This is a genomic window from Pseudomonas fluorescens (assembly GCF_018614775.1).
In the GTDB taxonomy this organism is placed as follows: domain Bacteria; phylum Pseudomonadota; class Gammaproteobacteria; order Pseudomonadales; family Pseudomonadaceae; genus Aquipseudomonas; species Aquipseudomonas fluorescens_BY.
Genome location: NZ_JAGGOF010000013.1, coordinates 23,408 through 35,814, shown reverse-complemented (window position 1 = coordinate 35,814; position 12,407 = coordinate 23,408). Strand labels below are relative to the sequence as shown.

At 63.0% G+C, this 12,407-nt stretch carries 13 protein-coding genes; 1 reads left to right on the top strand and 12 read right to left on the bottom strand.

Going from position 1 to position 12,407, the window contains the following annotated elements; all coding sequences use genetic code 11:
- Positions 1 to 44: 44 nt before the first annotated feature.
- The 12 genes from lipA to J7E36_RS03915 all read right to left on the bottom strand — a co-directional run bounded on the left by lipA (position 45) and on the right by J7E36_RS03915 (position 11,498).
- Positions 45 to 1,067, bottom strand: coding sequence for a lipoyl synthase (lipA, locus tag J7E36_RS03970; RefSeq protein ID WP_435304153.1), 1,023 nt, complete (start codon positions 1,065 to 1,067; stop codon positions 45 to 47).
- A gap of 1 nt (position 1,068) precedes the next feature.
- Complete coding sequence (lipB, locus tag J7E36_RS03965) at positions 1,069 to 1,716, bottom strand: lipoyl(octanoyl) transferase LipB (RefSeq protein ID WP_215000106.1); 648 nt, start codon at positions 1,714 to 1,716, stop codon at positions 1,069 to 1,071.
- Complete coding sequence (locus J7E36_RS03960; protein WP_215000104.1) at positions 1,716 to 1,991, bottom strand: DUF493 domain-containing protein; 276 nt, start codon at positions 1,989 to 1,991, stop codon at positions 1,716 to 1,718. The genes lipB and J7E36_RS03960 overlap by 1 nt, the downstream gene beginning before the upstream one ends.
- 83 nt (positions 1,992 to 2,074) lie before the next feature.
- On the bottom strand, positions 2,075 to 3,232 hold the full coding sequence (locus J7E36_RS03955) for a D-alanyl-D-alanine carboxypeptidase family protein (protein WP_215000102.1): 1,158 nt from the start codon (positions 3,230 to 3,232) through the stop codon (positions 2,075 to 2,077).
- A 168-nt stretch (positions 3,233 to 3,400) separates the two neighbouring features.
- Entirely contained in the window at positions 3,401 to 4,426 is a 1,026-nt protein-coding gene (locus tag J7E36_RS03950) for a septal ring lytic transglycosylase RlpA family protein (protein ID WP_215000099.1), read from the bottom strand.
- Complete coding sequence (mltB, locus tag J7E36_RS03945) at positions 4,426 to 5,436, bottom strand: lytic murein transglycosylase B (protein ID WP_215000097.1); 1,011 nt, start codon at positions 5,434 to 5,436, stop codon at positions 4,426 to 4,428. Before mltB ends, J7E36_RS03950 begins: the two co-directional genes overlap by 1 nt.
- 17 nt (positions 5,437 to 5,453) lie before the next feature.
- Complete coding sequence (gene rodA, locus J7E36_RS03940; protein ID WP_215000110.1) at positions 5,454 to 6,557, bottom strand: rod shape-determining protein RodA; 1,104 nt, start codon at positions 6,555 to 6,557, stop codon at positions 5,454 to 5,456.
- A 31-nt stretch (positions 6,558 to 6,588) separates the two neighbouring features.
- Positions 6,589 to 8,484, bottom strand: a complete 1,896-nt coding sequence (gene mrdA, locus J7E36_RS03935) for a penicillin-binding protein 2 (RefSeq protein WP_215000095.1) — start codon at positions 8,482 to 8,484, stop codon at positions 6,589 to 6,591.
- Positions 8,485 to 8,494: 10 nt separating this feature from the next.
- On the bottom strand, positions 8,495 to 8,962 hold the full coding sequence (gene rlmH / locus J7E36_RS03930; protein ID WP_215000093.1) for a 23S rRNA (pseudouridine(1915)-N(3))-methyltransferase RlmH: 468 nt from the start codon (positions 8,960 to 8,962) through the stop codon (positions 8,495 to 8,497).
- 9 nt (positions 8,963 to 8,971) lie between these two features.
- A complete protein-coding gene (gene rsfS, locus J7E36_RS03925; protein WP_215000091.1) occupies positions 8,972 to 9,466 on the bottom strand; it encodes a ribosome silencing factor in 495 nt (164 codons plus the stop codon).
- A 72-nt stretch (positions 9,467 to 9,538) separates the two neighbouring features.
- Entirely contained in the window at positions 9,539 to 10,225 is a 687-nt protein-coding gene (gene nadD / locus J7E36_RS03920) for a nicotinate-nucleotide adenylyltransferase (protein ID WP_215000089.1), read from the bottom strand.
- Position 10,226: 1 nt separating this feature from the next.
- Positions 10,227 to 11,498, bottom strand: a complete 1,272-nt coding sequence (locus J7E36_RS03915; RefSeq protein WP_215000087.1) for a glutamate-5-semialdehyde dehydrogenase — start codon at positions 11,496 to 11,498, stop codon at positions 10,227 to 10,229.
- A 198-nt stretch (positions 11,499 to 11,696) separates the two neighbouring features.
- Between J7E36_RS03915 and J7E36_RS03910 the strand changes: the two genes are divergently transcribed.
- A complete protein-coding gene (locus J7E36_RS03910) occupies positions 11,697 to 12,383 on the top strand; it encodes a DNA-3-methyladenine glycosylase (protein WP_215000085.1) in 687 nt (228 codons plus the stop codon).
- Positions 12,384 to 12,407 lie beyond the last annotated feature (24 nt).

The window sequence follows — 12,407 nt, the reverse complement described above, 5'->3', positions numbered from 1 at the left end:
GCCGTTACCGAAGAAACGGATATACACACCACCCAAACGCTAAATCAGGAACCCAACAACTCAGCCTTGACCAACTTAGCCTGCTCATCCGCATGATACGAAGACCGCACCAACGGCCCCGAAGCCACGTTCTTGAAGCCCATCTTGTACCCCTCCTCAGCAAACCAGGCAAAGGTATCCGGATGCACAAACCGCTGCACCGGCAAGTGACTGCGCGAAGGCTGCAGGTACTGACCCAGCGTCAGCATATCAATGTCATGTTCACGCATGCGCTTCATGACCTCGATCACTTCCTCATCGGTTTCACCCAGGCCCAGCATCAGCCCGGACTTGGTCGGAATGTGCGGCATCATCTGCTTGAAGCGCTGCAGCAAGGTCAGCGACCATTGGTAGTCCGACCCCGGACGCGCGGCCTTGTACAGGCGCGGCACGGTTTCCAGGTTGTGGTTGAACACATCCGGTGGCTCGGCCGCGGTGATTTCCAGGGCGATGTCCATGCGGCCACGGTAATCGGGCACCAGGGTTTCCAGTTGCACGTTCGGCGACAGCTTGCGGATCTCGCGGATGCAGTCGGCAAAGTGCTGGGCGCCGCCGTCACGCAGGTCGTCGCGGTCCACCGAGGTGATGACCACGTACTTGAGCTTCAGATCGGCGATGGCGATGGCCAGGCTTTCCGGCTCGCCTGCGTCCAATGGCTTCGGACGGCCGTGGCCGACGTCGCAGAACGGGCAGCGACGGGTGCAGATGTCACCCATGATCATGAACGTGGCGGTGCCGCCGGAGAAGCACTCGCCCAGGTTCGGGCAGGACGCCTCTTCGCAGACGCTGTGCAGCTTGTGTTTGCGCAGCAGCGCCTTGATACGGTCGACTTCCGGGGAAACCGGGATGCGCACGCGGATCCAGTCGGGTTTCTTCGGCAGTTCGGTGGTCGGGATGATCTTCACCGGGATGCGTGCAACCTTTTCGGCGCCGCGCAGCTTGACGCCGGCCTCTACCTTGGCACGCGGGGCCGGACGCTCGGTAACGTCCAGCGTCGGGATCATGGTTTGCACTGCATCAGTAGTCATATCAGTCGATTCCGCCCGTGAGGGTCGTCTGCTCAGCGTAGTCGAGGTGTTTGACGAGCTGCGCGCGCAGCCGGGCACTTACCTCGGCAAATTCAATCGATCCTGTGTGATCGCGCAGCTGGGTCATTGCCAGCCCCGCGTAGCCACAGGGATTAATCCGTCGAAACGGCTCAAGGTCCATGTCCACGTTCAACGCCAGGCCATGAAATGAGCAGCCATGGCGGATCCGTAGACCCAGGGAGGCGATCTTCGCCCCGTCGACGTAGACACCCGGCGCATCCGGCTTGGCCGCCGCGGTTACGCCGTAGCTGGCCAGCAGCTCGATCAGGCAAGTCTCCATGCGGGTGACCAGCTCGCGCACGCCGAAACCCAGCTTGCGTACATCCAGCAACAGATAGGCGACCAACTGGCCGGGACCATGGTAGGTCACCTGCCCGCCCCGGTCGACCTTCACCACCGGGATATCGCCTGGCAGCAGCAGGTGCTCGGCCTTGCCGGCCTGGCCCTGGGTGAACACCGGCGGATGCTCCACCAGCCAGACTTCATCGTCGGCGGTGTTGCCGCGTTCATTGGTGAAACGTTGCATCGCGTGCCAGACCGGTTCGTAAGCCATCCGGCCCAGCTCGCGAAAGCCCAGCGTGCCCGGCATCACAACACCATGTGCACGAAACCGGTCGCACGCAGCTCGCTGTTGATGTCGTAGAGCTGTTCCTGGCCAGTCGCAATGATGTGCAACTGGATCGTCGTGTACTTGCCGTTGGTGCTCTGGCGTTCGGCGAGGGTCTTGAGGTCAACGGTGGCATGCTTTTCGAGGATCGCGATGATCGTGTCCTTGAAGCCCACACCCGTGTCGCCAATTACCTTGATCGGGTAATCCGCGCAGGGGAATTCGATCTTTGGTGCCTTTACTTCTGGATCGGTCATGGCGTAACGGCCTCAATAAGCCCGGGTAACGAACATGGCCCCGCACCGGATCGGAACGGGGCCATGCGGGTCAACAGGTGAAATCAGTTGAACAAGCCGTAGAAGAATAGACGGATGCTATCCCACATGCGGCGGAAGATACCACCTTCCTCGACGGCGTCCAGCGCGATCAGGTCGGCGCTGTGCACCACCTTGTCTTCCAGCTTGACTTCGACTTTACCAATCACGTCGCCCTTGGCGATCGGGGCGGTCAGTTGCGGGTTCATGGTCATGCTGGCAGCGAGCTTCTTGAGCTGGCCTTTGGGCAGGGTCATGGTCAGGTCCTCGGCCAGACCGGCCTTCACCTGATTGCTGGTGCCTTTCCAGACCTGGGCCTGGGCCAGTTCGGTGCCCTTCTGGTAGAAGGTCTGGGTTTCGAAGAAGCGGAAACCGTAGGTCAGCAGCTTCTGGGTCTCGGCGGCACGGGCCACTTCGCTGCTGGTACCGAAGACCACGGCGATCAGGCGCATGCCGTCACGCACGGCCGAGGACACCATGCAGTAGCCGGCTTCGTCGGTGTGACCGGTCTTCAGGCCATCGACGGTCTTGTCGCGCCACAGCAGCAGGTTGCGGTTAGGCTGCTTGATGCCGTTCCAGAAGAATTCCTTCTGGGAGTAGATGGCGTAGTGTGCGGGGTCTTCGTGGATGATCGCCCGCGCCAGAAGCGCCATGTCGTGAGCCGACGAGTAGTGCTCGGGGTTCGGCAGGCCGGTCGGGTTCATGAAGTGGCTGTTGGTCATGCCCAGGTCAGCGACGGTTTTGTTCATCATGTCGGCGAAGGCATCTTCGCTGCCGGCGATGTGCTCGGACAGGGCGACGCTGGCGTCGTTGCCGGACTGGATGATGATGCCGTGCAGCAAATCGCTGACGGTCACTTGCGAGCCGACCTTGATGAACATCCGCGAGCCGCCGGTGCGCCAGGCGTTTTCGCTGACGGTCACCGGATCGTTTTCACCGATCTGGCCGCGACGGATTTCCAGGGTCGCGATGTAGGCGGTCATCAGCTTGGTCAAGCTGGCCGGTGGCAGGCGCTGGTCACCATTGTTCTCCACCAGCACGTTGCCGCTGCTGGCATCCATGAGTACATAGGACTTGGCCGCCAGTTGTGGAGGCGACGGCATCATCTCGACCGCGAACGCGGCAGGTGAGAGCAGCAGCGGGACTAGCAGGCAAAGGCGTTTGGCAAAGGTGGTGATGTTCATCCGTCTCTCGAAATCGCTAATGGAAACTGCCCGGAGGCAATACTTACAAGCAGCCTTCTAATCGGGCTGCCGCGTATTTAAGTTGCTCACTCACATCCCTTGCCGGGCTTTTGTTATTCATGGAGCCAACAACCTGACCCGCTCGAACCGCAGCGGGCCTTCAATCAATCATTCGGCGGTGACCAGGCTCGGCGAACCGAGATTGGCCAGGCGCACACTGTTCTGCACCTGCTGCACTTCACCCGGAGAGCCGATCGGCCCCAGGCGCACCCGATGCAGTGTCTGCTGGTTGCGCACGATCGAGCTGATGAATACCGGGGCGCTCACCATCGAGCTGAGCTTCGACCGGAGCAGCTCGGCAGCGTCCGGGTTGGCGAACGCGCCCACTTGCAGATACTGGCCAGACGCTGTTGCAGAAGCGTTTTTTTTTGTGTCGAGCTGCACCGGTACCACAGCGGCCGCGTGTTGCTGCGGCGGTGGCGTCCACTGCTCGACCGTACCGGTAGAGGCCGTCACGGTCGGCGCGGCATTTTGCGCCACTTTCGGCTCGTTGAGCATCAAAGGCGCCGGACGGCCACGCTGGGCCCACCATTCCTGCGGATCGATGCCTTCGACCTTGACCCGCGCCGTGCCGATTTCAGCGTAACCGAGCTTTTTCGCCGCCGCATACGACAGGTCGATGATGCGGTCGGAATAGAACGGCCCACGGTCATTGACCCGCAGGATCACGCTCTTGTTGTTGTCCAGGTTGGTCACCCGCACATAACTGGGCAGCGGCAAGGTCTTGTGGGCCGCGCTCATGCCGTACAGGTCATACACCTCGCCATTGGCGGTGTTCTGGCCGTGGAACTTGGTGCCGTACCAGGACGCGGTGCCCGATGCGACGTAGGTCTTGGAGTCGGCCATCGGGAAGTAGGTCTTGCCCAGCACCGTATATGGGTTGGCCTTGTAGGGGCCGGTGTGCAGGGTCGGGGTGGCGTCGGGAATGCGCGACACGTCCACGTCCCACCACGGCGCGCCGTCCTTGTGGGCCCGGTTGATGTCCAGGCCCGGCGCGGAACGCACGGCGGTTGAGCTTTTCTGGGTCGGCGCGCGACTGGTCGAACAACTGACGACCAGCAGCGACAGCGCGGCCAGCGCCACAAACTTGAGGGGCTTGGCTTTCAGGGGTTGATAGGTAGGCATTGCCTGCATTATTTGACGCCCCGTGCTTTGACCAGCTCTTCAGACAGTTGATATACGGCCATGGCGTACATCACGCTGCGGTTATAACGCGTAATCGCGTAGAAATTCTTCAGGCCCATCCAGTATTCGGGGCCCTGCTCGCCTTCCAGGCGCATCGCGGTGACCGGCATGTCGTCACGCAGCGCATCATGACTCGACCAGCCCAAGGCCCGCAACTCCCCGACGGTTTTCGTCGGCTCGATGCCCTCGGTCAAGCCCTCGTCCACCTGCTCGCCACGCACGTCGGCACGGCTGACCACCGGCTGGCCGGCTTCCCAGCCATGACGCTTGAAATAGCTGGCAACACTGCCGATGGCATCGGTCGGGTTGGTCCAGATATTGATGTGGCCATCGCCGTCAAAATCCACCGCATAGGCGCGGAAACTGCTGGGCATGAACTGCGGCAGGCCCATCGCCCCGGCATAGGAACCCTTGAGGGTCAGCGGGTCGACCTGCTCTTCACGGGCCAACAGCAGGAATTCACGCAGCTCCTTGCGGAAGAACTCGGCGCGCGGCGGGTAATCGAAACCCAGGGTCGACAGCGCGTCGATCACCCGGAAATTGCCGGTGTTGCGGCCAAAGAAGGTCTCGACGCCAATGATGGACACGATGACCTGGGCCGGTACGCCATATTCCTGCTCGGCACGGGCCAGCGCGCCCTCGTGCTGGCGCCAGAAGTCCACGCCCCGGGCAATGCGCGCCTCGGTGATGAACATCGGCCGGTACTCGCTCCATTGCTTGACCCGCTCGGCGGGCCGGGAGATCGCGTCGAGGATCGACTGCTTGCGTTCGGCTTCGCGGAACACCCCCATCAGCTGTTCCCCGGCGAAACCATAGTCGCGGGTCATCTCGCCGACGAACTCGGCCACCTGCGGCGACCCCTCGTACTCGCCCGCCAAGGCATGCGGCGTACCGCCGAGAAAGCCCACCAGGCCGATCCACGGCGCATAGAGCGTCGACCAGCCACGCATTGCTTGCATTGAACGCTTCACCTTATTCAAACCTGCGCGATCCACTTGCGATGGGTATGGATCGACATCAAAACCCCAAACGCTGACAGTAGTGTCACCAGCGAAGTTCCCCCGTAGCTAATGAAGGGCAACGGCACCCCTACCACCGGCAACAGCCCACTGACCATACCGATGTTGACGAAAACATACACAAAAAACGTCATGGTCAGGCTGCCCGCCAGCAACTTGCCGAACAGCGTCTGGGCCTGGGCGGTTATGACCAGCCCGCGGCCGATCAGCAGCAGGTAGATCAGCAGCAGCACGCAAATGCCCACCAGGCCGAACTCCTCGCCCATCACCGCGATGATGAAATCGGTGTGGCTTTCCGGCAAAAAGTCCAGGTGCGACTGGGTGCCCATCAGCCAGCCCTTGCCGAACACCCCGCCGGAACCGATGGCGGCCTTGGACTGGATGATGTTCCAGCCGGTGCCCAGTGGATCGCTCTCCGGGTCGAGGAAGGTCAGGATGCGCTGCTTCTGGTAGTCGTGCATGACGAAGTACCACATGGCCACCGACACCGGTATCGCAATGGCAACCACGCTGAGGATCCAGCGCCAGCGCAAGCCGCCCATGAACAGCACGAAGGCGCCACCGGCCAGGATCAGCAGCGACGTACCAAGGTCCGGTTGGCGCACGATCAGGATGAACGGGATGCCGATCAACAGCAGGCTGATGCACACGTGCTTGAGCTGCGGCGGCAAGGTCCGCTTGGACAGGTACCAGGCGATGGTCGCCGGCATGATGATCTTGAGGAATTCGGAAGGCTGGAAGCGAATGACCCCGGGTATGTTGATCCAGCGCGTCGCACCCATGGCGTTATGGCCCATCACGTCCACCACCACCAACAGGCTCACGCCGACCACATAGGCCAGTGGCACCCAGCGCGCCATGAACCGTGGTTCGAGCTGGGCGATGACGACCATCGACACCAGGCCGATGCCGAACGAGGTGGCCTGCTTGGCCAGCAGGTCCCAGCTCTTGCCACTGGCCGAATACAGCACGAACAGGCTGCCGGCGGCCAGGATCAGCAGCAGGATCAGCAGCGGGCCGTCGATGTGCATGCGCTGCAACAGCGTGGCACGACGGCGCATCACATCCTCGCTGGAGAGGATGCGGTCGAAATTATTCATCACGGGCCGTGGCCTCCGCAGTGGTGGGGCTTGCGTACTCAGGCTTGAGCTGGCCGTGTTCATCCAGCAGCCAGGCGTCCATCACCTGACGCACCACGGGCGCGGCGACACCGGACCCCGACTCGCCGTTCTCGACCATCACCGCCACGACGATTTTCGGGTTGTCGGCCGGGGCGAAGCCGACGAACAGGGCGTGGTCGCGGTGGCGTTCCTGGACTTTGGAGCGGTCGTACTTCTCGCCCTGCTTGATCGCGACCACCTGGGCCGTACCACTCTTGCCGGCAATGCGGTACGGCGAACCGATGGCCGCTTTGCGCGCCGTGCCGCGCGCGCCATGCATCACCTGTTGCATACCGTTGTTGACCTTCTGCCAGTCCGACGGATTGTGCAGGATGATGTCCGGCATCGGATTCGGGTCCACCGGTTTCTGACCTTCAATGGTCTTGGCCAGGTGCGGGCGATACCACTTGCCTTTGCTGGCGACCAGGGCCGTGGCCTGGGCCAGTTGCAGCGGCGTGGCCTGCATGTAGCCCTGGCCGATCCCCAGGATCAGGGTTTCGCCGGGGAACCATGCCTGACGCCGGGTGGCTCGTTTCCACTCTCGGGACGGCATCAGGCCTGGGGACTCTTCGAACATGTCCAGGGACACTTTCTGTCCGATGCCGAATTTACCCAGGTAAGACGACAACCGATCGATCCCCAGCTTGTGGGCCAGCTCATAGAAGTAGGTGTCGTTGGAGCGCATGATCGCCGTTTCCAGGTCCACATAACCGTCGCCGGTGCGGTTCCAGTTGCGGTACTTGTGATCGTAGTTGGGCAGCATGTAATAACCGGGGTCGAAGACCCGGGTCGACGCGGTCACCACGCCGGAGTCCAGCCCGGCAATCGCCACCGCTGGCTTGATGGTCGAACCCGGCGGATAGAGGCCACGCAGGACACGGTTGAACAGCGGCCGGTCGATGGAGTCGCGCAGCTCGGCGTAGGCCCTGAAGCTGATGCCGGTGACGAACAGGTTCGGGTCGAAGCTCGGCTGGCTGACCATCGCCAGCACCTCGCCAGTGCTCGGGTCCAGCGCCACCACCGCGCCACGGCGCCCGCCCAGCGCCGCTTCAGCGGCCTCTTGCAGCTTGATGTCCAGGCTCAGGACGATGTCCTTGCCGGGGATCGGGTCGGTGCGCTTGAGCACCCGCAACACGCGACCACGGGCATTGGTCTCGACTTCTTCGTAACCCACCTGGCCATGCAACTCGGGCTCATAGAAGCGCTCGATACCGGTCTTGCCGATATGGTGGGTGCCGCTGTAATTGACCGGATCGAGGCTCTTGAGCTCCTTCTCGTTGATCCGCCCCATGTAGCCGACCGAGTGGGCGAAGTGCGCGCCCTGGGGATAATGCCGGACCAGTTGCGCCACCACCTCGACGCCGGGCAGGCGGAACTGGTTCACGGCGATCAGGGCGATCTGCTCTTCGGTCAGCTCGAACAGGATCGGTACCGGCTCGAACGGCCGCCGCCCCTGGCGCATGCGCTTCTCGAAAATCGCCCGGTCCTCGGGGGTCAGCTGCAGCACTTCGACAATCACGTCGAGCACCTGCTGCCAGTCACCCGAGCGCTCGCGGGTCATGCTCAGGCTGAAGCTGGGCCGGTTGTCGGCCACGACCACGCCATTGCGGTCGAAGATCAGGCCGCGGGTCGGCGGAATGGGTTGCACGTGCACCCGGTTGTTTTCCGACAGGGTCGAGTGGTACTCGTACTGAATCACCTGGAGGAAATACAACCGCGCAATCAGCACGCCGATCAGCGTCACCACCGTGATGGCGCCGAACACGACGCGGCCCCGCACCAGGCGGGCGTCTTTTTCGTGGTCCTTGATGCGGATCGGCTGAGGCATGGGGGCAGGATTACTTGTGGTAAGGGTGCCCGGACAGGACTGTCCAGGCACGATACAACTGTTCGCCGATCAGGATCCGCACCAGCGGGTGCGGCAACGTCAGCGGCGACAACGACCAGCGCTGGTCGGCCCGGGCACAGACGTCCGGCGCCAGCCCTTCCGGGCCCCCGACCATGAAATTGACCGTGCGTGAATCCAGCCGCCAGCGATCGAGTTCCACCGCCAGTTGCTCGGTGCTCCAGGGCTTGCCGTGGACTTCGAGGGTGACGATGTGCTCGTTCGGCCCGACCTTGGCCAGCATGGCTTCGCCTTCCTGGCGAATGAAGCGCGCCACATCGGCGTTCTTGCCACGGGTATTGAGCGGAATTTCCACCAGCTCCAGCGCCAGCTCGGACGGAAGACGCTTGGCATATTCATGCCAGCCTTCTTCCACCCACTTGGGCATGCGGGAACCGACGGCGATCAGGCGCAGTCGCACAGCGAACCCTTATTGCTGGTCTTTGTTGAGCTTGGTGAAGTGCTCATGGGTGTTTTCCGGGCTGTGGTGCGCGGCGCTGGCCGAACGGCTCTGCTCGGCACCGGCCCACAGGCGCTCCAGGTCATAGAACTGGCGGGCCGAGGCGGTCATCATGTGCACGATGACGTCGTCCATATCCAGCAGGACCCAGTCGCTGTCGCCCTTGCCTTCTTCACCCAGCGGCTTGACGCCCTGGGCCTTGACCGCTTCGCGGACCTTGTCCAGCATCGCGCCGATCTGGCGGTTGGAAGTACCGGTGGCGATGATCATGAAGTCGGTGATGCTCTGCTTTTCACGAACGTCGATCACCTGGATGTCCTGGGCCTTGACGTCCTCCAGGGCGGCAACGGCCACCTTGACCAGCTCTTCACCGGCCAATACCACGCCCGTGTGCGCCTCTACGGGCAGCGGGGCGCTCTTGAAGGTGCCTTTGCGCTTTACTTTGCTTACGTCTTTGTCAGTCATATAAAACTCGTTTTTGCTCGTGTGTTCGGGCGCTTCGCTACACGCATTCACGTGACTTGAAGCGCGCCTTTTTCAGTTCGACGCACGGTACAGCCCGTGCGCATCGATGTAGGCCAGGACCGCGTCGGGCACCAGGAAACGTACCGACTTACCGCTGGCCAGCAGTTGACGGATCTGGGTGGCGGATACCGCGAGCGGCGTCTGCCAGACGAATGCAATCTGTCCGCTCGGCCCTTTCAGGGCCAGCGGGTCGCTCACCGAGCGCGCCGCCAGCAGGTTGCGCAAGGCATCCGGCGGCTCGCTGTCGGCATCCGGGCGTTGCAGCACCAGGATGTGGCAATGCTGGAGCAACTCTTCCCAGCGATGCCAAGTGGGCAGGCCGCAAAATGCGTCCCAGCCCAGAAGCAGGAAAACCTGGGCGTCGGCGGCCAGTTCGGCACGCATCAGCTCCAGGGTGTCAATGGAGTAGGACGGTTTGTCCCGCTGCAATTCGCGGGCGTCCACCACCAACGGCGCCACGCCGGCCACCGCGCACTCGACCATCGCCAGCCGGTCCTGCGCCGACACCTGCGGCGCATGGCGGTGAGGCGGCCTGGCGCTGGGCACCAGGCGTAGCTCATCGAGGGCCAGCGCGTCGGCGACTTCCAGCGCACCGCGCAAATGGCCGATGTGCACCGGGTCGAACGTGCCGCCCAGGATACCGATGCGCCGGGGTGGGGTTGTCGTCGTCACAGCGGCTGACGGGTCAAGGTCGCCCAAGTCAGACCGGCTCCTGTCCGCGCAACTGGCCGTCACCGACCACGATGTACTTCTCGCAGGTCAGGCCTTCGAGGCCCACCGGGCCACGGGCGTGCAGCTTATCAGTAGAAATGCCGATCTCGGCACCCAATCCGTATTCGAAACCGTCGGCGAAGCAGGTCGGGGTGTTGATCATCACCGAGGCCGAATCCACTTCCGCCACAAAGCGCCGGGCTTCGCCCTGGTGTTCGCTGACGATGGAATCGGTGTGGTGGGAACCATGGCGATTGATGTGCTCGATGGCCTGGTCCAACCCGTCCACCACGCGGATCGACAGGATCGGCGCCAGGTATTCGGTGTCCCAGTCTTCTTCCGTGGCGATGACCGCCTCGATGATCGCCCGGGTGCGCTCGCAACCGCGCAGTTCGACGCCTTTTTCGCGGAACTGGGCAGCCATCGCCGGCAAAAATTCCTTGGCGACGGCCTGGTCCACCAGCAGGGTTTCCATCGCACCGCAGATGCCATAACGGTAGGTCTTGGCGTTGAAGGCAATGCGCTGGGCCTTCGGCAACTCGGCGTGGGCGCTGACGTAGACGTGGCAGATGCCGTCCAGGTGCTTGATCACCGGCACCCGGGCGTCGCGGCTGACCCGTTCGATCAGGCCCTTGCCGCCGCGCGGGACGATGACATCGACGAACTCGGGCATGCTGATCAGCGCGCCGACGGCGGCGCGGTCGGTGGTTTCCACCACTTGCACGACGGCGGCGGGCAGATCGGCCTCGGCCAGGCCGCGCTGGATACAGGCGGCAATGGCGCGATTGGAATGAATCGCCTCGGAACCGCCGCGCAGGATGGTTGCGTTACCCGACTTCAGGCACAGGCTCGCCGCGTCGATGGTCACGTTCGGCCGCGACTCGTAGATGATCCCGACCACGCCCAGCGGCACGCGCATCTTGCCGACCTGGATGCCCGACGGCCGGTAGCTCATGTCGCGGATTGCCCCGACCGGGTCCGGCAGTGCCGCGACCTGCCGCAGACCGACGATCATGCCGTCGATGCGCGCAGGGGTCAGCGCCAGGCGTTCGAGCATGGCCGGCTCCAGGCCATTGGCCCGGCCGGCAGCCAGGTCCAGCTCATTGGCGGCGGACAACTCGGCGCGAGCAGCGTCCAGCGCATTGGCGGCGGCTTGCAGGGCGCGGTTTTTCTGCGCGGTGCTGGCACGGCCGATGATGCGCGACGCTTCGCGAGCGGCGCGACCCAGGCGGGTCATGTAGTCAAGAACGGACTCAGTCATGGTCTGTGTGGTCTTGGCGGTGAGGAAAGCGGCAGATTATAGCTGTCGTAACCCTCGACTAACAGCATGGACTCACAGCGGTGACCGGCGGAGGAGCAAAAAGGTCCTGATCAGCCGTCGTTCACGTGGGCGTTCAGTGGCGATTAAGCTTTCCATTGCTATCATCGCCGTTCCCTTGGCCTCTCTGCGTCTATCGCCATGCCCGATCTGCCTCGTCCGCCAGTGCCCAACGCCCTGCCCCACAGCTTTTTTGATCGCGACGCCCAGGTGCTTGCCCGGGACCTGCTGGGCAAAGTCATTCGCCACAAGGTCGGTGACCTATGGCTCAGCGCGCGGATCATCGAGACCGAAGCGTATTACTTCGCTGAAAAAGGCAGCCACGCCTCCCTGGGCTACACAGAAAAACGTAAGGCTTTGTTTCTGGATGGCGGCCACATCTATATGTACTACGCCCGCGGTGGCGATTCGCTGAACTTCAGCGCCCAAGGCCCCGGCAATGCGGTGTTGATCAAGTCGGCGTACCCGTGGGTCGATGCCATCTGCGGCCCGGCGAGCCTGGCGCAGATGCTGCTGAACAACCCCGACACCCAAGGCCAGCCGCGCACGCCCCAGAAACTCTGTGCCGGCCAGACCCTGCTGTGCAAGGCCTTGGGCCTGAAAGTGCCGGAATGGGACGCCAAACGCTTCGACCCCGAGCGCCTGCTGGTGGAAGATGTCGGCGTGCCCACGGTGAATGTGATCCAGACCACCCGCCTGGGCATCCCATTGGGGCGAGACGAGCACCTGCCCTATCGCTTCGTCGACGCCGCCTACGCGCCCTGGTGCACTCGGAACCCGCTGCGACGCGGGCAGGTCGAAGGTCGCGATTATTTTTTGCTGCCGTGAGCATTATCTGTGGAAACCACAAAT